Genomic DNA, 17460 nt, shown 5'->3' with positions numbered 1-17460 from the left:
GAAATCCTTTCAGAACGAAAACGGCGCAGCCTTGAGGGCTGCGCCGCGGGTGTTACTCGATGACCAGAATGGCATCCATTTCAACCTGTGCACCCTTTGGCAGGGCGGCCACGCCAATGGCGGCGCGGGCTGGGTAAGGCTGTTGGAAATACTTGCCCATGATCTCGTTGACCTTGGCGAAGTGGCTCAGGTCGGTGAGGAAGATGTTCAGCTTGACGATGTCCTTGAACGAACCGCCAGCGGCCTCGGCTACCGACTTGAGGTTTTCGAACACCTGGACGGTCTGGGCTTCGAAGCCTTCCACCAGCTCCATGGTCTTGGGGTCCAGAGGGATCTGGCCGGACATGTAGACGGTGTTGCCAGCCTTGATCGCCTGGGAGTAGGTGCCGATGGCAGCAGGTGCCTTGTCGCTGGTGATAACTGTCTTGGTCATGAATGACTCCTTGTAATGGACGGGCTACGCACGCATGCGGGTGATGCGGATGACCCCGGTCAGGGCGCGCAGTTTCTTGATCACGCGGGCCAGGTGTACGCGGTCGTGCACGCTGACCACCAGTTGGACCACGCTGATGCGACCATCGCGTTCGTCCATGCTGATTTTCTCGATGTTGCCGTCGGCGGCGTTGACGCTGCTGGCCAGCAGCGCGATCAGGCCGCGTTGGTGTTCCAGTTCTACGCGCAGTTCGACGTTGAATTCGCCGGTGACATCCTTGGCCCAGGAGAGCTGGATGCACTTTTCCGGGTTATGGCGGATTTCGCTGATATTGCGGCAGTTGTCCAGGTGCACCACCATCCCCTTGCCGGCGGACAGGTGGCCGACGATCGGATCGCCCGGGATCGGCGTGCAGCACTTGGCGTAGCTCAGCACCAGGCCTTCGGTGCCGCGGATTGCCAGCGGGCCTTCCGGGCTTGGCAGCTGTTCGCCTTCGCCCAGCAGGCGGCGCGCCACAACGTAGGCCATGCGGTTACCCAGGCCGATGTCTTCCAGCAGGTCTTCGATCAGTTCCAGGCGGTATTCCTGGAGAATCGCCTGGATGCGTTCGGCCGGGACCTTTTCCAGGGAGCTGTCGAAGCCGTTGAGCACCTTGTTCAGCAAGCGTTCGCCGAGGCTGATGGACTCGGAGCGGCGCTGCAGCTTGAGAGCATGGCGGATATGGGTGCGGGCCTTGCCGGTGACCACGAAATTCAGCCAGGCCGGGTTCGGGCGCGCGCCCGGGGCGCTGACGATTTCCACTGTGGAACCGCTTTGCAGGGGTTCGGACAGCGGCGCCAGGCGACGATTGATCCGGCAGGCGATGCAGCTGTTGCCGACGTCGGTGTGAACCGCGTAGGCGAAGTCCACCGCGGTGGAGCCTTTGGGCAGCTCCATGATCCGGCCTTTGGGCGTGAACACGTAGACCTCGTCCGGGAACAGGTCGATCTTCACGCTCTCGATGAATTCCAGGGAGTTGCCGGCGCGTTGCTGCATTTCCAGCACGCCCTTGACCCATTGGCGGGCGCGGGCGTGAGTGCCTTTGGGCTGTTCGTCGCCACTGGATTTGTACAGCCAGTGGGCGGCGATGCCGTTATTGGCCATTTCTTCCATTTCCCGGGTACGAATCTGGATCTCGATCGGTACTCCGTGCATGCCGAACAGCGTGGTATGCAGCGACTGATAGCCGTTGGCCTTGGGAATGGCGATGTAGTCCTTGAAGCGTCCCGGCAGCGGCTTGTACAAATTATGTACAGCGCCGAGTACGCGATAGCAGGTGTCTACCTTGTCGACGATGATGCGGAACGCATAGACGTCCATGATCTCGTTGAAGGCCCGACGCTTGCCGCGCATCTTCTTGTAGATGCCGTACAGGTGCTTCTGGCGACCGCTGACCTCGCCCTGGATGCCGTCGATGGCCAGGCAGTGGCTGAGGGATTCCTCGATCTTGTTGACGATTTCCTTGCGGTTGCCCCGGGCGCGCTTGACCGCCTGGTAGATCCGCGCGGAACGCATCGGGTGCATCGCCTTGAAGCCCAGGTCTTCGAATTCGATGCGGATGGCATGCATGCCCAGGCGGTTGGCGATGGGGGCGTAGATCTCCAGGGTTTCCTTGGCGATCCGCCGACGCTTCTCGCCGGAAAGTACTTCCAGGGTGCGCATGTTGTGCAGGCGGTCGGCCAGCTTGACCAGGATCACGCGAATGTCGCGGGCCATGGCCATGGCCATCTTCTGGAAGTTTTCCGCTTGGGCTTCGGCCTTGGTTTCGAAGTTCATCTGGGTCAGTTTGCTGACCCCATCCACCAATTCGGCCACGGTTTCGCCGAACTGCGCGCTGAGCGCTTCCTTGGCGATGCCGGTGTCTTCGATGACGTCATGCAGCATCGCGGCCATCAGGCTCTGATGGTCCATGTGCATGTCGGCAAGAATGTTCGCTACCGCGAGTGGGTGCGTGACGTACGCCTCGCCGCTGCGACGGCGTTGACCGTCATGGGCTTGTTCGGCGTAGAAATACGCTCGGCGGACCAGATTGACCTGGTCCGTGCCGAGATAGGTCGATAAGCGAGCGGCGAGGGCGTCTATGCTCGGCATGATGTCTCCTGCCGTAAGCTGTGATCCCGCGCCGTGCTACGTCGACCAGGCATAGGCTCAGACGGCCTCGTTGGACTCGTCCTCGAAAGCAGCGAAAAGCGGCTCATCTTCAACGATTTCGGCTTCGGCGATGGCTGCGTAGTCGATCAGGCCTTCAGCGATTTCGCGCAGGGCGACAACGGTAGGCTTGTCGTTTTCCCATGCTACTTTCGGCTCTTTGCCGCCGGTGGCCAGTTGACGGGCACGCTTGGTAGAGAGCATGACCAGCTCAAAGCGGTTATCCACGTGTTCTAGGCAGTCTTCAACGGTTACGCGGGCCATGGTCTTCCTCGTAGCAAATGCAATATGCGCGCTGCCCGGATGGGCGAGCGGACTCGACAGTTTAAAAAATCACCAGCGTTAAGGGAAGCGCTGATTTTTTAACCAAGCCCTTCAACGCGCTGCAAGTGCCAATGTAAAGCGCTTGCAGCGGTTTTGGGAAGTGCTGTTTTAACCCAGGAGTTCAGCCAGCAATTTGCCGAAACGCTGCTGCTGGCGTTTCTGTTGCAGCTGATTGGCGCGGAAAATCGCCTTCAGGTCGCCCAGCGCGTGGGCGAAATCGTCGTTGATGATCAGATAGTCGTAGTCGACGTAGTGGCTCATTTCGCTGACGGCTTCGCGCATCCGCCCGTCGATGACCTCGTCACTGTCCTGCCCACGGTTGGTCAGGCGCTGGTGCAGGGCTTGCAAGGACGGTGGCAGGATGAAGATCGAACGGGCCTGGGGCATCAGCTTGCGTACTTGTTCCGCGCCTTGCCAGTCGATTTCCAGAATCAGGTCGTGACCTGCGTCCAGGGTTTGCTGCAGGTGGCTTTGCGAGGTTCCGTAGAGGTTGCCGAACACTTCGGCGCGCTCCAGGAAGTCCCCGTGCTCACCCATCTTCACGAACGTCTCGCGGGAGACGAAGTGATAGTTCACGCCGTCCACCTCACCGGGGCGCATGGCACGGGTGGTGTGGGAGACCGAGACGCGAATCTCCGGTTTGGCGTCGGTCAGGGCCTTGACCAGGCTGCTCTTGCCCGCGCCCGACGGCGCGGAAATGATGTACAGGGTGCCGGTGCTGTGGGTCATGTCAGTTGCCTTACTCAATGTTCTGCACTTGTTCGCGCATCTGCTCGATCAACACCTTGAGGTTGACCGCAGCTTGGGTGCTGCGCGGGTCGAAGGCCTTGGAGCCCAGTGTGTTGGCTTCGCGGTTGAGTTCCTGCATCAGGAAGTCCAGGCGCCGCCCGGCCGCGCCGCCGGACTTGAGCACGCGACGTACTTCAATGATGTGGGTGCTCAGGCGGTCCAGTTCTTCGGCGACGTCGCTTTTCTGTGCCAGCAGCACCATCTCCTGTTCGAGACGGGTCGGGTCCAGCTCAGCTTGCATGTCGGCGAAGCGGTCGAGGATCTTCTGGCGCTGGGTCGCGAGCATCTGCGGGACCAGTTCACGCAGGGTCGCCACGTCTTCCTCGATGGAGGACAGGCGTTCGTCGATCAGCCTGGCCAGTTCGGCGCCTTCCCGTTCGCGGCCGTTCTTCAGTTCCTTCAAACCCTGGTTGAACAGGGCCAGGGCGTCACTGTTCAAGGCTTGCGGGTCAGTGGCGTCGGCCACCAGTACGCCCGGCCAGGCCAGGACTTCCAGCGGGTTGAGCGCGGCCGGCTGCTTGATCAGGCTGGCGACGGACTCGGCGGCGGCGACCAGTTGCGCGGCGCGCTCGCGATCCACCTGCAGCGGTTTGCCGGCGGTTTCCTCGATGAAGCGCAAGGTGCACTCGACCTTGCCACGGGACAGGCCCTGGCGCAGGGCTTCGCGGACCGCGCCTTCAAGGTCGCGAAAGGCTTCCGGCAAACGCAGGTGCGGCTCCAGGTAGCGGCTGTTGACCGAGCGCAGTTCCCAGCTCAGGGTGCCCTGAGTGCCTGCCCGTTCTACCCGGGCGAAGGCGGTCATGCTGTGCACCATGGAGGTACCTCCGATTCAGCGCCGGCACCAACCGTGAGGGGGTTGGGCGGGCCTGATAAAGATGAATTGAAGCCGACAGGCTGCGAAGGCGCAGGATTGTAGCGCAGTGCGGTCGGAGCCCCCAAACCCTGGTGCTGCCAATGCATTGCAGCTCGTCGCAACAGGACTCATCCGCGGTGTAAATGCTCCTTTGACCTTTTTAGGCGTGCCCTGGCGCGGTTGCGGGCTTTATAATGCTCGGCAGTTTTCCGTCCCCGTACAGGTGTTCCCCTATGAAACGTCCAAGTGGTCGCGCCGCCGATCAGCTCCGCTCGATCCGCATCACCCGCAACTACACCAAACACGCCGAGGGATCTGTACTGGTCGAGTTCGGTGATACCAAAGTGATCTGCACGGTCAGCGTCGAGAACGGTGTGCCGCGCTTCCTCAAGGGCCAGGGCCAGGGTTGGCTGACTGCCGAGTACGGCATGCTGCCGCGGGCTACCGGCGAGCGTAACCAGCGCGAAGCCAGCCGTGGCAAGCAGGGCGGTCGGACCCTGGAGATCCAGCGCCTGATCGGCCGTTCGCTGCGCGCCGCACTGGACATGTCCAAGCTGGGTGACGTCACCCTGTATGTCGATTGCGACGTGATCCAGGCCGACGGCGGTACTCGTACCGCATCGATCACTGGCGCCATGGTGGCCCTGGTCGACGCCTTGAAAGTGATCAAGAAGCGCGGTGGCCTGAAAGGCGGCGATCCGCTGAAGCAGATGATCGCCGCGGTATCCGTCGGCATGTACCAGGGCGAACCGGTCCTGGACCTGGATTATCTGGAAGACTCGGCTGCCGAAACCGACCTCAACGTTGTGATGACCAGCACCGGTGGTTTCATCGAAGTGCAGGGCACTGCCGAAGGTGCGCCGTTCCAGCCGGCTGAACTGAATGCGATGCTGGCCCTGGCCCAGCAAGGCATGAACGAGATTTTCCAACTGCAGCAAGCCGCGCTCGCCGATTGATGGGCGCAGGTCTTCAGCAAGGAGAGCACCATGAGTGATGAACAACTGCCGCTGCCTACGCCGAGCCACGAAGTCCGGCAATGGGCGATGTTTTGTCACCTGTCCGCCTTGCTGGGGATCTGGGTTCCTTTCGGCACACTGATCGGACCGTTGATTCTCTGGCAGATGAAGCGCGAAACCGATCCCTTTATCGATGCCCAGGGCAAGGAAGCACTGAACTTCCAGCTGACCGTCGCCATTGCGTCGGCGGTGTGCTTCCTGTTGATGATCGTGGTGATCGGGTTCTTCATGTTCGGCCTGCTGGCGATCGGAGCCCTGGTGCTGACCATCATCGGCGGAGTCAAGGCTGGCGAAGGGGTGCCTTATCGCTACCCCTTCACCTGGCGCCTGATCAAGTAGCTCGAGCAAGCACAAAAAAGCCGACAGCGATGTCGGCTTTTTTGTGGCGGTGAAAGGACGCTTAGATGGTCAGCGTCCAGTCATAGTCCACGATCAGCGGTGCGTGCTGCGAGAAGCGTGGCTGGCGCGGCAGGCGAGCGCTGCGGACAAAGCGACGCAGGCCGGGAGTCAGCAACTGGTAGTCGAAACGCCAGCCCAGGTTCAGCATCTCGGCCTGTTCGTTGTCCGGCCACCAGCTGTACTGGTCGCCTTCACGGCTGACTTCACGCAATGCGTCGACATAACCCATGTTGCCAATGATCTCGTCCATCCAGGCACGCTCAGGTGCCAGGAAGCCCGGAGATTGCTGGCTGTCGCGCCAGTTCTTGATATCCAGCTTCTGTTGCGCCACGTACAGCGAGCCACAATAAATGTACTCGCGACGTTTGCGCCGCTGTTTATCCAGATAACGGGCGAAATCGTCCATTAGCTTGAACTTCTGGTTCAAGTCTTCATCGCCGTTCTGCCCTGATGGAAGCAGCAAGGTCGCGATGCTGACCTTGTCGAAATCGGCTTGCAGGTAGCGCCCGTAACGATCGGCTGTCTCGAAGCCGAGGCCGCTGATGACCGCCTTCGGCTGCAACCGCGAATACAAAGCCACACCGCCTTGGGCAGGGACTTCGGCATCGCAGGCATAAAGGAAGTAGCCATCCAGTTGGAAGGCTGGGTCGTCCAGTTCAAAGGCAGAGGCGCGGGTGTCCTGCAGGCAGATGACGTCGGCATTCTGTGCCTGCAGCCAACTGAGCAAACCACGCTCCACTGCAGCCTGAATACCATTGACGTTCACACTGATGATCCGCATAAATGGCCCCAAAAATCACGTGCGTGTATGATACCCGAGCTCTACCTAATTAGCTAAATCCGTGGTATCTGGGGTTTTTTCATGCAGGCGTATCAGCGCGATTTCATTCGTTTTGCCATCGATCGCGGGGTTTTGCGCTTCGGTGAGTTCACCCTGAAGTCCGGGCGCACCAGCCCTTACTTCTTCAATGCCGGCCTGTTCAACAGCGGTTCGGCGCTGGCCCAGCTGGGGCGTTTCTACGCCGCGGCGATCGTCGAAAGCGGCATTCCCTTCGATGTGCTGTTTGGCCCGGCCTATAAAGGCATTCCTCTGGCGGCGGCCACTGCGGTGGCGCTTGCCGAGCATCACCAGCGCGATCTGCCTTGGTGCTTCAACCGCAAGGAAGCCAAGGCTCACGGCGAAGGCGGCAGCCTGGTGGGGGCTCCCTTGACCGGCGATGTGCTGATCATCGACGACGTGATCACCGCCGGCACGGCGATCCGCGAAGTGATGCAGATCATCGAGTCCCAGGACGGCGCCAAGGCGGCCGGGGTGCTGATCGCCCTGAACCGTCAGGAACGCGGCAACGGCGAGTTGTCGGCGATCCAGGAGGTCGAGCGTGACTTCGGCATTCCGGTGGTGAGCATTGTCTCCCTGACCCAGGTCCTGCAGTTCCTGGCGGATGATTCGGCGCTCAAGCAGCATCTGCCGGCGGTGGAAGCCTACCGCGCGCAGTACGGAATCTGACCTGTAGGAGCCGGCTTGCCGGCGAAGAGGCCTTTGGGCCTTGAGTTGCTCGCGTGAGTGCCTTCGCCGGCAAGCCGGCTCCCACAAAGATTGCGTCGATAAAAAAGCCCCCGCCCGGGATCCCGGGCGGGGGCTTTTTTGTGCCTGGTGCTTAAGGACGCTTGCGGTTGCTGATCAGGGTGCCGACACCCGTATCGGTGAAGATCTCCAGCAGAATCGCGTTGGGCACGCGACCGTCGATGATCAGCGAACTGCCGACCCCGCCTTGCACGGCTTCCAGCGCGCAGCGGATTTTCGGCAGCATGCCGCCGTAGATGGTGCCGTCGGCGATCAGCTCGTCGACCTGCTGGGTGCTCAGGCCGGTGAGGACCTTGCCCGACTTGTCCATCAGGCCGGCGATGTTGGTCAGCAGCATCAGCTTTTCGGCTTTCAATGCTTCGGCCACCTTGCCAGCCACCAGATCGGCGTTGATGTTGTAGGACTCGCCGTTGGCGCCGACCCCGATCGGTGCGATCACCGGGATGAAATCACCCTTGACCAGCAGGTTCAGCAGGTCGGTGTTGATCCCGACCACTTCGCCCACATGGCCGATATCGATGATTTCCGGGGTAGTCATTTCCGGCGTCTGGCGGGTCACTGTAAGTTTTTTCGCCCGGATCAGCTCGGCATCCTTGCCGGTCAGGCCGATGGCGCTGCCGCCGTGACGGTTGATCAGGTTGACGATGTCCTTGTTGACCTGGCCACCGAGGACCATCTCCACCACGTCCATGGTTTGCGCATCGGTCACGCGCATGCCATCGACGAAGTGGCTTTCAATGGAAAGGCGCTTGAGCAGGTCACCGATCTGCGGGCCGCCACCGTGCACCACCACCGGGTTGATCCCGACAGCCTTCATCAGCACGATGTCGCGGGCGAAGCCGGTTTTCAGCTCCTCGCTTTCCATAGCGTTGCCGCCGTACTTGATCACCAGGGTCTTGCCGACATAGCGGCGAATATAAGGCAGCGCTTCGGATAGGACCTTGGCGGTATTGGCGGCGGCATCGCGTTCGATGGTCATTCAGGGCTCCGGTGCTTCAAACAATCAAAACGGTAGTTGGAGATCAGGTGCAACACGTTTCAGCTGGGTGTGGAACACATCCTTGATGCGCTGCAGTTCGGCTGCATCATCAGCCTCGAAGCGCAGCACCAGCACAGGGGTGGTGTTGGAGGCGCGAACCAGGCCCCAGCCCTTGGCATAGTCGACCCGCACCCCGTCAATGGTGGTCAGGTCGGCGCCTGCACCCCACTGCGCGTCGTGCAGGGCGTCAATGATGCTGAATTTGCTCTCTTCGGTCACATGGATATTGATTTCCGGCGTAGAAATATCGTTCGGGAAGGTGGCGAACAGCTCTTCCGCGGTGGATTTTTCCTTGCTGAGGATCTCCAGCAACCGTGCGGCGCTATAAATGCCGTCGTCGAAGCCGAACCAGCGTTCCTTGAAGAACACATGGCCGCTCATTTCGCCGGCCAGCAGAGCGCCGGTCTGCTTCATTTTCTTTTTGATCAACGAGTGACCGGTCTTCCACATTAGCGGGCGACCGCCATATTCCTTGATCAGCGGAATCAGGCGTCGGGTGCATTTGACGTCGAAGATGATCTCCGCATCCGGGTTGCGCGCCACCACGTCCTTGGCGAACAGCATCAGCAGGCGGTCGGGGAAGACGATGCTGCCGGTGTTGGTCACCACGCCGACGCGGTCGCCGTCGCCGTCGAAGGCCAGGCCCAGGTCGGCGCCGGTTTCCTTGACCTTGGCAATCAGGTCCTCGAGGTTCTCGGGCTTGCCTGGATCCGGGTGGTGGTTGGGGAAGTTGCCGTCCACTTCGCAGAACAGCGGGATCACTTCGCAGTTCAGGGCTTCGATCAATTGTGGGGCAATCACCCCGGCGGCGCCGTTGCCGCAATCCACCACGACTTTCAGGCGGCGGGCCAGCTTGACGTCACGGATGATCTCCTCGGCGTAGCGCGGCAGGATGTCGACCTGGGTGACGCTGCCCTGGGCGCTGCTCAGGTTGTTGCTCTTGAGGCGCTCGTGCAGGGCCTGGATCTGTTCGTTGGCCAGGGTGTCGCCGGCGATGACGATCTTGAAACCGTTGTAGTTCGAGGGGTTGTGGCTGCCGGTGAGCATTACGCCGGACTTGCCGGCCAGTACGTTGGCCGCGTAATACAGGGCCGGGGTCGGCACCAGGCCGACGTCGCTGACGTGGCAGCCGCTGTCGTGCAGGCCCTGGATCAGTTGCGCCACCAGTTCCGGCCCTGACAGGCGGCCATCGCGGCCCACGGAGACGTTCGGTTCACCCTGGGCCAGGCTCTGGGAGCCGATGGCGCGGCCGATCCAGTAGGCGGTTTCAGCGGTCAGGGTTTGCGGTACAACGCCGCGGATGTCGTAGGCGCGGAAGATGCTGTCGGGGAATTTCGGGGCGACTTTAGCTGCGTTGCTCATCACTGAGGGTGCTCCATCTGAAGGGGTGCAGTACGGCCGTGGGAGGACAGGCCGGCAGGCTCAAACTGAAGGGTATGACGGCGTTTTCAGCATAGAGTTCGTACTGCGAAAGTGCCATCTGACGGGCTCCGTCCCCTCCGGAACCGGTCAGCAGCCAGGCCTGGCGGGGGCCAGGCGCCCTGCAAAAAAATGCTGGTCCTCGGTCCTTGATTGCTCTCGCAAGGGGGCGGAGCGGGCAGGCTGCCCACTCCGCGAGGCAGATCAGTGGCTGCCGGAGTGGCCGAAGCCACCTGCGCCACGCTGGCTTTCATCAAAGGCTTCGACCACTTCGAAATGCGCCTGGACCACAGGCACCAGCACCAGTTGGGCGATGCGCTCGCCGACGGCGATGTTGAAGGCGGTCTGGCCACGGTTCCAGCAGGACACCATCAGTTCGCCTTGGTAGTCCGAGTCGATCAGGCCCACCAGGTTGCCCAGCACGATGCCGTGCTTATGGCCCAGGCCGGAGCGGGGCAGGATCAGAGCCGCCAGGCCCGGGTCGCCAATGTAGACCGACAGCCCGGTAGGGATCAGCAGCGTCTGGCCTGGCTCCAGAAGGGTGTCTTCCTTGAGCATCGCTCGCAGGTCGAGGCCGGCGGAGCCCGGCGTGGCGTACTGCGGCAGAGGGAATTCGTTGCCGATGCGTGGGTCGAGGATCTTGGCTTGTAAAGCGTGCATGCGAGTTAAACCTGGTTCAGCCGTTCGGCGATAAAAGAGATCAGCTGGCGGGCAATCTTGCCCTTGCTGGTCTGGGCGAAGAGAGTTGCGTGCAACTCCCGGTCAATCACGCTGCAGGCGTTTTCCTCGCTGTTGAAGCCAATGCTCGGGTTGGCAACGTCGTTGGCGACGATCAGATCGAGGTTCTTGTCCTTCAATTTGCGTGCAGCGTAGTCGAGCAAGTTTTCGGTTTCTGCGGCGAAACCGACACTGAAAGGCCGATCCGGACGGCTGGCAATGGTGGCCAGGATGTCCGGGTTGCGCACCATCTGCAGCAACAGGCCGTCACCTTTCGTAGGGTCTTTCTTTAATTTCTGTGGGGCGACGACTTCCGGTCGGTAGTCCGCGACCGCCGCAGAGGCGATGAAAACGTCGCATGGGATCGCCGATTCACAGGCCGCGAGCATGTCCCGGGCGCTGACAACGTCGATCCGCGTGACTCTATCGGGGGTTGGCAGGTGTACCGGCCCGGTGATCAGGGTCACCCGGGCACCGGCTTCAACCGCAGCCTCGGCCAGGGCGAAGCCCATTTTTCCTGAGCTATGGTTGGTGATGTAGCGCACCGGATCGATGTTTTCCTGGGTCGGCCCGGCGGTAATCAGCAGGTGCTTGCCGGTCAGCGCCAGATGTTGGAAGCAATCGGCGGCGCACTGGGCCAGGTCGTTGGCCTCCAGCATGCGGCCCAGGCCGACATCGCCACAGGCCTGGCTGCCGGAAGCCGGGCCGAAGACCTTCAGGCCACGGCTTTGCAGCAGTTGGGTGTTGGCTTGGGTGGCAGGGTCGCGCCACATGGCCTGATTCATCGCCGGGGCGATGGCGACGATGGCATCGGTGGCCAGCACCAGGGTGGTCAGCAGATCGTCGGCAATGCCCTGGGCCAGGCGGGCAATCAGGTCCGCGGTGGCCGGCGCGATCAGCACCAGGTCGGCCCACTTGGCCAGCTCGATATGGCCCATGGCGGCTTCGGCAGCCGGGTCCAGCAGGTCGAGGTGGACCGGGTGCCCGGAGAGCGCTTGCAGGGTCAGCGGGGTAATGAATTCACTGCCGCCCCGGGTCATGACCACGCGCACTTCGGCGCCCTGGTCGAGGAGTCGGCGAACCAGCTCCGCGCTCTTGTAGGCGGCAATGCCGCCGCCGACGCCGAGCACGATGCGTTTCCGATACAGCCGCTGCATAGGCCTGTCTTTCCGTTCAGTGATTGCTGCGTGGCATGCCCCCTCCCCAGGTGAAATACCACGCAAAAAAGAGGGGGCTAAGATAGCACAGCGCCCGCTGTCGAACAGCGGCGCCATGCACAGGGAGGTGTGATGAGTATTCGTGACTGGCCCGCGGCGGAGCGTCCGCGGGAACGGCTTCTGGAGCAGGGCGCCATCAGCCTTTCCGACGCCGAGCTACTGGCTATTTTCCTGCGCACCGGGGTGGCCGGTAAAAGCGCGGTGGACCTGGCGCGGCATCTGTTGCGGCGCTTTGGCAGCCTGCGCAGGCTGCTGGAGGCCGATCAACTGACCTTCACCCGCCAACTGGGGCTGGGCCCGGCCAAGTACGCCTTGTTGCAGGCGGTGCTGGAAATGGCCCGCCGGCATCTGGCGGAGAAACTGCATCGCCAGTCCGCGTTGGAGAACCCGCTGGTGGTGCGCGATTACCTGAAGTCGATGCTGCGCCACGAGCCCCATGAAGTGTTCGGTTGCCTGTTTCTCGACACGCGGCATCGTGTACTGACCTTCGAAGTGCTGTTTCAGGGCTCCATCGACAGCACCACGGTGTACCCGCGGCAGGTGATCAAGCGCGCCTTGGCGCACAATGCAGCGGCGGTGATCCTCTGCCACAACCACCCGTCAGGCATTTGCGAGCCCAGCCCGGCCGACCGGGTAGTGACCCGACGTTTGCAGGAGGCACTGGAGTTGATCGATGTGCGGGTGCTGGACCACTTCATCGTGGGGGAGGGCGACCCGCTGTCGATGGCCGAGTACGGCTGGATCTGAATGCGACCGGCTTCAAGGTCTGGGTGGGCCTTGAAGCCGGCCGGCAGTTCACTTGATGCTGACTTTCGAATAGTCCTGGCGCCCGAAGGGGCTCACCTGGTAGCCCTCGACCTGCTTGCGAGTCAGGGCGAAAGCGGTCGGGTGTGCCAGGGGCAGCCACAGCGCCTGCTGCTGGATCTGGGTCTGGGCCTGTTGGTACAGCTTGCTGCGCACACCCTGTTCGCTGGTGGTCTTGCCGGCCGTGATCAGCTTATCCAGGTTCTGGTCGCAGTAGCGGGCGAAGTTGGTGCCGGACTTGACGGCGGCGCAGGTGAACTGTGGCGAGAGGAAGTTATCCGGGTCGCCGTTGTCGCCAGCCCAGCCCATGAACAGCAGGTCGTGCTCGCCGGCCTTGGCGCGGCGGATCAGTTCACCCCATTCGATCACGCGGATTTCCGCCTGGATCCCCACTTGGGCCAGGTCCGATTGCAGCAACTGTGCGCCCAGGCTGGGGTTGGGGTTGAGCAGGCTGCCAGAAGGGCGGGTCCAGATGGTGGTCTGGAAGCCGTTCTTCAGGCCAGCCTTGGCCAGCAGTTGGCGAGCCTTTTCCGGGTCGTGGGCGTACCCGGGCAGGTCCTTGGCGTAGCTCCAGGTATTGGGCGGGTAAGGGCCGTTGGCGGCTTCGGCGGTGCCTTCAAAGACCGCCTTGAGGTAGCTGCCCTTGTCGAAGGCCAGGTTGATTGCCTGGCGTACCTCGGGTTTGTCCAGGGGTGGGTGCTGGCTGTTGATGGCGACGAAGGCGGTCATGAAGGCTGCGGTGTGCTCGACCTTCAGTGCCGGATCCTCGCTGGCGGCCTGGACATCCAGGGGCTTGGGCGACAGCGCGATCTGGCACTCGTTGCGGCGCAGCTTCTGCAGGCGCACGTTGGCGTCCGGGGTGATGGCAAAGATCAGCGAATCGACCGCAGGCTTGCCGGCAAAGTAGTCGCGGTTGGCCTTGTAGCGGATCGAGGCGTCTTTCTGGAAGCGCCCGAAGATGAATGGGCCGCTGCCGATCGGCTGGCTGTTGAGCTTCTCCGGGGTGCCGGCCTTGAGCAGTTGCTCGGCGTACTCCGCCGAGTAGATCGAGGCGAAGCCCATGCTCAGGGTGGCGAGGAAGGTCGAATCGGCGTGGTCCAGGGTAAAGCGTACGGTCAACGGGTCCAGGGCATCGATCTTCTTGATCAGGCTGGGCAACTGCAGGGATTGGGCGTGGGGAAAGCCGCTCTGGGCGATCTTGTGCCACGGATGGGCCGGGTCGAGCATGCGCTCGAAGCTGAACTTGACGTCTTCGGCGGTCAGCTCGCGGCTGGGGTTGAAATACTCGGTGCGGTGGAACTTGACCTTGGGGTGCAGCTTGAACACGTAGGTCAGGCCGTCGGCAGAGACCTCCCAGATGTCGGCAAGGCTGGGGACTACCTTGCCGCTACCGGCGTCGAACTCCACCAGGCGGTTCATCAGCACGTCGGCGGATGCGTTGGTGGTGGTCAGTGAGTTGTACTGCACCACGTCGAAGCCCTCCGGGCTGGCTTCGGTGCAGACGCTCAGCGCGGCAGCCTGGGCCAGGGGGCTCAGGAGAGGGGCGAGCAGGAGCGGGAGGGCGGCAAGACGCATGGTCGGGTTCCTTGTGCAGATCGAAAGCCCATCTGCGAGTGCAGTCTGGAAATGCCTTACCCTAGTGGGCTCTTTGTAAAATGACTATCCCTTTTGTATCGAGTGACGAAACCTCGGGCTCGGCCGGGGTTCCAGGCGTGATTTTCCGCAGGCATGACCGCGCCCAATGGCGGTTTTGTGCCGGGGGTTTCGGGAGAAATATATTCTGCGACGAGCGGTAGATTTCTGCGGTAGCCTTTGCCGCAGGCGTCCGGCGCAAGAAAATCAGGACTTTTCGTCATCCTGGGCACAGCGGTTGTTGTTGCTCTGGGGTCTTTCTGGTATAAAGCAGCGCTCTTTTCTAGGGGCCCGGTTCCTTCGCTTGTAGGTGTAGCCGGTAAGACCCTAAAGAAACGCGGCGCCTGGCGCCAAATGACTGAGAGATTAAGCGGCCAACCCATGCCGGGTTGGGCATGTGGTTTTAGAGGGCTGAGGCATGTCTAGAGTCTGTCAAGTTACCGGTAAGGGTCCGGTGACTGGGAATAACATTTCCCACGCAAACAACAAAACCCGTCGTCGTTTCCTGCCGAACCTGCAGCATCACCGCTTCTGGGTTGAGTCCGAGAAACGTTTTGTGCGTCTGCGCGTATCTGCCAAAGGCATGCGTATCATCGACAAGCGCGGCATTGATGTCGTGCTGGCCGAAATCCGTCGCGATGGCGGCAAGGTTTAAGGGAGCTAATCATGCGTGAATTGATTCGTTTGATCTCGAGCGCCGGTACTGGTCACTTCTACACTACCGACAAGAACAAGCGTACTACTCCGGACAAAATCGAGATCAAGAAATATGATCCGGTTGTTCGCAAGCACGTGATCTACAAGGAAGGCAAAATCAAGTAATTGATTTTTCTTCTGACAAAAAAACCCGCCTTCAAGCGGGTTTTTTTGTGCCCGGGATTCAGGCTTTCTGTTCGAAGGCCACATAGACCTTGCGGCAGGGCTCCAGCACTTCCCAGGTGCCCTTGAAGCCGGCCGGGATCACGAAGCGGTCGCCGACCCGCAGAGTCTTGGCATTGCCGTCGTGATCACGCAGTACCGATACGCCCTGGAGAATCTCGCAGTATTCGTGTTCGGTGAAGTTCACCGTCCACTGGCCCACCGCGCCTTCCCAGATCCCGGCATTGAGCTGGCCGCACGGGCTGGCGTAATGGTTGAACACCGCCTGCTCGGGGTCGCCCTTGAGGATTTTTTCCGCAGCGGGGCGGTAGCGTTCGCCCTCGGTGGTGGCCTGGCTGAAGTCGACGACGTTATGGATGCTCATTGTTGTATTCCCCCGTGATTGCGGCGCGAGTGGCTATGAAGGCCAAAGTCTATGTTTATTAAAATGCACATAGCAATGGCGTTTGCCCGGGCTTTGTCAAATATATTGAAAGTACAGGTGTCGCTGGTTTAGGGTGGCGGGTGCCTTTGGCCGAAAACAGGCTGGCCGGGCAGAATTCTTCAGCAGTGCCGGCGTAGTTCGCATGGCGCTTGTATACAAATAAGAGGAGGACACTCGTATGACCACCCTGACTCGTGCCGACTGGGAACAACGTGCCCGCGACCTGAAAATCGAAGGTCGTGCCTACATCAACGGCGAATACACCGCATCGGCTTCCAGCGACACCTTCGAATGCATCAGCCCGGTAGACGGTCGCGTACTGGCGACCATCGCCAGCTGTGATGCCGCCGATGCCCAGCGCGCCGTGGAAAACGCCCGCGCCACCTTCAACTCCGGCGCCTGGTCGCGCCTGGCGCCGGCCAAGCGCAAGTCGGTGATGATCCGCTTTGCCGGCCTGTTGAAGCAGCACGCTGAAGAACTCGCGCTCCTGGAAACCCTGGACATGGGCAAGCCCATCAGCGACTCCCTGGATATCGACGTTCCCGGCGCCGCCCAGGCCCTGAGCTGGAGCGGCGAGGCCATCGACAAGATCTACGATGAAGTCGCTGCCACCCCTCACGACCAGTTGGGCCTGGTCACCCGTGAGCCGGTAGGCGTGGTCGCGGCCATCGTGCCGTGGAACTTCCCCCTGATGATGGCTTGCTGGAAACTGGGCCCGGCGCTGTCCACCGGTAACTCGGTGATCCTCAAGCCTTCGGAAAAATCCCCGCTGACCGCCATCCGCATCGCTGCCTTGGCAGTGGAAGCCGGGATTCCGGCGGGCGTGTTCAACGTACTGCCAGGCTACGGCCACACCGTCGGCAAGGCCCTGGCCCTGCACATGGACGTGGACACCCTGGTGTTCACCGGCTCCACCAAGATCGCCAAGCAGTTGCTGGTCTACTCCGGCGAATCCAACATGAAGCGCGTGTGGCTGGAAGCCGGCGGCAAGAGCCCGAACATCGTGTTCGCCGATGCTCCGGACCTGCAGGCCGCCGCCGAATCCGCTGCCAGCGCCATTGCCTTCAACCAGGGCGAAGTCTGCACCGCCGGCTCGCGCCTGCTGGTGGAGCGCTCCATCAAGGACAAATTCCTGCCGCTGGTGATCGAGGCCCTCAAGGGCTGGAAGCCGGGCAACCCGCTGGATCCGGCCACCAATGTCGGTGCCCTGGTGGACACCCAGCAGATGAACACCGTGCTGTCCTACATCGAAGCCGGGCATGCCGATGGCGCCAAGCTGGTGGCCGGTGGCAAGCGCACCCTGGAAGAAACCGGTGGCACCTACGTCGAGCCGACCATTTTCGATGGTGTCAGCAACGCGATGAAAATCGCCCAGGAAGAGATCTTCGGCCCCGTACTGTCGGTGATCGCCTTCGACAGCGTGGAAGAGGCGATCCAGATTGCCAACGACACGCCTTACGGCCTGGCAGCTGCGGTGTGGACCGCCAACATCTCCAAGGCCCACCAGACCGCCAAGGCCCTGCGTGCCGGCAGCGTCTGGGTCAACCAATACGACGGCGGCGACATGACCGCGCCGTTCGGCGGCTTCAAGCAGTCGGGCAACGGTCGCGACAAGTCGCTGCATGCGTTCGACAAGTACACCGAGCTGAAAGCCACCTGGATCAAGCTCTGAGTCGTGTCGTTTGAGGCGGGGCAGTGCCCCCGCCTGATGTCGATCCATAGCGCAGCCGGACTTTCCGCAAG

Annotated in this window: 18 protein-coding genes and 1 pseudogene; 7 read left to right on the top strand and 12 right to left on the bottom strand. The window is 61.6% G+C overall.

Annotated elements, in window-relative coordinates; translation table 11 throughout:
* Nucleotides 1-52: 52 nt before the first annotated feature.
* From BLS75_RS23435 to BLS75_RS23415, 5 genes are all read right to left on the bottom strand, one after another.
* Nucleotides 53-433, bottom strand: a complete 381-nt coding sequence (locus tag BLS75_RS23435; RefSeq protein ID WP_007921133.1) for a RidA family protein — start codon at nt 431-433, stop codon at nt 53-55.
* Nucleotides 434-457: 24 nt separating this feature from the next.
* On the bottom strand, nt 458-2563 hold the full coding sequence (spoT, locus tag BLS75_RS23430) for a bifunctional GTP diphosphokinase/guanosine-3',5'-bis pyrophosphate 3'-pyrophosphohydrolase (protein WP_072451866.1): 2106 nt from the start codon (nt 2561-2563) through the stop codon (nt 458-460).
* A 57-nt stretch (nt 2564-2620) separates the two neighbouring features.
* On the bottom strand, nt 2621-2884 hold the full coding sequence (gene rpoZ / locus BLS75_RS23425; RefSeq protein ID WP_007921129.1) for a DNA-directed RNA polymerase subunit omega: 264 nt from the start codon (nt 2882-2884) through the stop codon (nt 2621-2623).
* Nucleotides 2885-3052: 168 nt separating this feature from the next.
* Nucleotides 3053-3673: a guanylate kinase gene (gene gmk, locus BLS75_RS23420; protein WP_011064231.1), complete on the bottom strand. Its 621-nt coding sequence runs from the start codon at nt 3671-3673 to the stop codon at nt 3053-3055.
* 10 nt (nt 3674-3683) lie between these two features.
* Nucleotides 3684-4547, bottom strand: coding sequence for a YicC/YloC family endoribonuclease (locus BLS75_RS23415; RefSeq protein ID WP_015637471.1), 864 nt, complete (start codon nt 4545-4547; stop codon nt 3684-3686).
* A gap of 272 nt (nt 4548-4819) precedes the next feature.
* On the opposite strand from BLS75_RS23415, the gene rph reads away from it, so the two are divergent.
* Together rph and BLS75_RS23405 are read left to right on the top strand one after the other, a co-directional pair.
* Nucleotides 4820-5542, top strand: coding sequence for a ribonuclease PH (gene rph / locus BLS75_RS23410; protein ID WP_011064229.1), 723 nt, complete (start codon nt 4820-4822; stop codon nt 5540-5542).
* Nucleotides 5543-5572: 30 nt separating this feature from the next.
* A complete protein-coding gene (locus tag BLS75_RS23405) occupies nt 5573-5941 on the top strand; it encodes a DUF4870 domain-containing protein (protein WP_011064228.1) in 369 nt (122 codons plus the stop codon).
* Between the two features lie 61 nt (nt 5942-6002).
* Here BLS75_RS23405 and BLS75_RS23400 read toward each other — a convergent pair whose 3' ends face one another.
* Complete coding sequence (locus tag BLS75_RS23400) at nt 6003-6782, bottom strand: exodeoxyribonuclease III (RefSeq protein WP_011064227.1); 780 nt, start codon at nt 6780-6782, stop codon at nt 6003-6005.
* 81 nt (nt 6783-6863) lie between these two features.
* Here BLS75_RS23400 and pyrE point away from each other — a divergent pair, with 81 nt between their 5' ends.
* Nucleotides 6864-7508 carry an orotate phosphoribosyltransferase gene (gene pyrE, locus BLS75_RS23395; protein ID WP_072451865.1) on the top strand — a complete coding sequence of 215 codons (645 nt, stop codon included), beginning with the start codon at nt 6864-6866 and terminating at the stop codon, nt 7506-7508.
* A 151-nt stretch (nt 7509-7659) separates the two neighbouring features.
* Here pyrE and argB read toward each other — a convergent pair whose 3' ends face one another.
* The 4 genes and pseudogenes from argB to coaBC form a co-directional block, all read right to left on the bottom strand.
* The gene (argB, locus tag BLS75_RS23390) at nt 7660-8565 is read right to left on the bottom strand and encodes an acetylglutamate kinase (RefSeq protein WP_011064225.1); all 906 of its coding nucleotides are present in this window, start codon (nt 8563-8565) and stop codon (nt 7660-7662) included.
* 24 nt (nt 8566-8589) lie between these two features.
* Nucleotides 8590-9948: pseudogene (locus BLS75_RS23385) on the bottom strand (phosphomannomutase/phosphoglucomutase); the annotation flags it as partial.
* Between the two features lie 300 nt (nt 9949-10248).
* Nucleotides 10249-10704, bottom strand: a complete 456-nt coding sequence (dut, locus tag BLS75_RS23380; RefSeq protein WP_011064223.1) for a dUTP diphosphatase — start codon at nt 10702-10704, stop codon at nt 10249-10251.
* Between the two features lie 5 nt (nt 10705-10709).
* A complete protein-coding gene (gene coaBC, locus BLS75_RS23375; protein WP_072451864.1) occupies nt 10710-11918 on the bottom strand; it encodes a bifunctional phosphopantothenoylcysteine decarboxylase/phosphopantothenate--cysteine ligase CoaBC in 1209 nt (402 codons plus the stop codon).
* Nucleotides 11919-12050: 132 nt separating this feature from the next.
* Between coaBC and radC the strand changes: the two genes are divergently transcribed.
* Complete coding sequence (radC, locus tag BLS75_RS23370; protein ID WP_011064221.1) at nt 12051-12725, top strand: RadC family protein; 675 nt, start codon at nt 12051-12053, stop codon at nt 12723-12725.
* Nucleotides 12726-12773: 48 nt separating this feature from the next.
* Here the strand turns inward: radC and BLS75_RS23365 are convergent, their stop codons facing one another.
* Nucleotides 12774-14357: an ABC transporter substrate-binding protein gene (locus tag BLS75_RS23365; protein ID WP_072451863.1), complete on the bottom strand. Its 1584-nt coding sequence runs from the start codon at nt 14355-14357 to the stop codon at nt 12774-12776.
* Between the two features lie 475 nt (nt 14358-14832).
* Here BLS75_RS23365 and rpmB point away from each other — a divergent pair, with 475 nt between their 5' ends.
* Nucleotides 14833-15069 (top strand): 50S ribosomal protein L28, encoded by a 237-nt coding sequence (gene rpmB, locus BLS75_RS23360; protein ID WP_011064219.1) that lies wholly within the window; start codon nt 14833-14835, stop codon nt 15067-15069.
* A gap of 11 nt (nt 15070-15080) precedes the next feature.
* A complete protein-coding gene (gene rpmG / locus BLS75_RS23355; protein WP_003177274.1) occupies nt 15081-15236 on the top strand; it encodes a 50S ribosomal protein L33 in 156 nt (51 codons plus the stop codon).
* Nucleotides 15237-15294: 58 nt separating this feature from the next.
* On the opposite strand, the gene BLS75_RS23350 is transcribed toward rpmG, so the two are convergent.
* On the bottom strand, nt 15295-15657 hold the full coding sequence (locus BLS75_RS23350; protein WP_015637468.1) for a cupin domain-containing protein: 363 nt from the start codon (nt 15655-15657) through the stop codon (nt 15295-15297).
* A gap of 238 nt (nt 15658-15895) precedes the next feature.
* Between BLS75_RS23350 and BLS75_RS23345 the strand changes: the two genes are divergently transcribed.
* Nucleotides 15896-17389 (top strand): aldehyde dehydrogenase, encoded by a 1494-nt coding sequence (locus tag BLS75_RS23345; protein WP_011064217.1) that lies wholly within the window; start codon nt 15896-15898, stop codon nt 17387-17389.
* Nucleotides 17390-17460: the final 71 nt, after the last annotated feature.

The organism is Pseudomonas sp. NFPP12 (assembly GCF_900103205.1).
Classification (GTDB): domain Bacteria; phylum Pseudomonadota; class Gammaproteobacteria; order Pseudomonadales; family Pseudomonadaceae; genus Aquipseudomonas; species Aquipseudomonas protegens.
This window is presented reverse-complemented; position numbering and strand designations above follow the sequence as displayed.

Excerpts from the sequence above, each read along its gene's own strand:
- rpmG (WP_003177274.1), top strand. The coding sequence starts at position 15,081 with ATGCGTGAATTGATTCGTTTGATCTCGAGCGCCGGTACTGGTCACTTC.
- BLS75_RS23365 (WP_072451863.1), bottom strand. The coding sequence starts at position 14,357 with ATGCGTCTTGCCGCCCTCCCGCTCCTGCTCGCCCCTCTCCTGAGCCCC.
- spoT (WP_072451866.1), bottom strand. The coding sequence starts at position 2,563 with ATGCCGAGCATAGACGCCCTCGCCGCTCGCTTATCGACCTATCTCGGC.
- pyrE (WP_072451865.1), top strand. The coding sequence starts at position 6,864 with ATGCAGGCGTATCAGCGCGATTTCATTCGTTTTGCCATCGATCGCGGG.
- BLS75_RS23435 (WP_007921133.1), bottom strand. The coding sequence starts at position 433 with ATGACCAAGACAGTTATCACCAGCGACAAGGCACCTGCTGCCATCGGC.
- rpoZ (WP_007921129.1), bottom strand. The coding sequence starts at position 2,884 with ATGGCCCGCGTAACCGTTGAAGACTGCCTAGAACACGTGGATAACCGC.
- BLS75_RS23350 (WP_015637468.1), bottom strand. The coding sequence starts at position 15,657 with ATGAGCATCCATAACGTCGTCGACTTCAGCCAGGCCACCACCGAGGGC.
- rph (WP_011064229.1), top strand. The coding sequence starts at position 4,820 with ATGAAACGTCCAAGTGGTCGCGCCGCCGATCAGCTCCGCTCGATCCGC.
- BLS75_RS23345 (WP_011064217.1), top strand. The coding sequence starts at position 15,896 with ATGACCACCCTGACTCGTGCCGACTGGGAACAACGTGCCCGCGACCTG.
- radC (WP_011064221.1), top strand. The coding sequence starts at position 12,051 with ATGAGTATTCGTGACTGGCCCGCGGCGGAGCGTCCGCGGGAACGGCTT.
- gmk (WP_011064231.1), bottom strand. The coding sequence starts at position 3,673 with ATGACCCACAGCACCGGCACCCTGTACATCATTTCCGCGCCGTCGGGC.
- BLS75_RS23405 (WP_011064228.1), top strand. The coding sequence starts at position 5,573 with ATGAGTGATGAACAACTGCCGCTGCCTACGCCGAGCCACGAAGTCCGG.
- BLS75_RS23400 (WP_011064227.1), bottom strand. The coding sequence starts at position 6,782 with ATGCGGATCATCAGTGTGAACGTCAATGGTATTCAGGCTGCAGTGGAG.
- coaBC (WP_072451864.1), bottom strand. The coding sequence starts at position 11,918 with ATGCAGCGGCTGTATCGGAAACGCATCGTGCTCGGCGTCGGCGGCGGC.
- dut (WP_011064223.1), bottom strand. The coding sequence starts at position 10,704 with ATGCACGCTTTACAAGCCAAGATCCTCGACCCACGCATCGGCAACGAA.
- BLS75_RS23415 (WP_015637471.1), bottom strand. The coding sequence starts at position 4,547 with ATGGTGCACAGCATGACCGCCTTCGCCCGGGTAGAACGGGCAGGCACT.
- argB (WP_011064225.1), bottom strand. The coding sequence starts at position 8,565 with ATGACCATCGAACGCGATGCCGCCGCCAATACCGCCAAGGTCCTATCC.
- rpmB (WP_011064219.1), top strand. The coding sequence starts at position 14,833 with ATGTCTAGAGTCTGTCAAGTTACCGGTAAGGGTCCGGTGACTGGGAAT.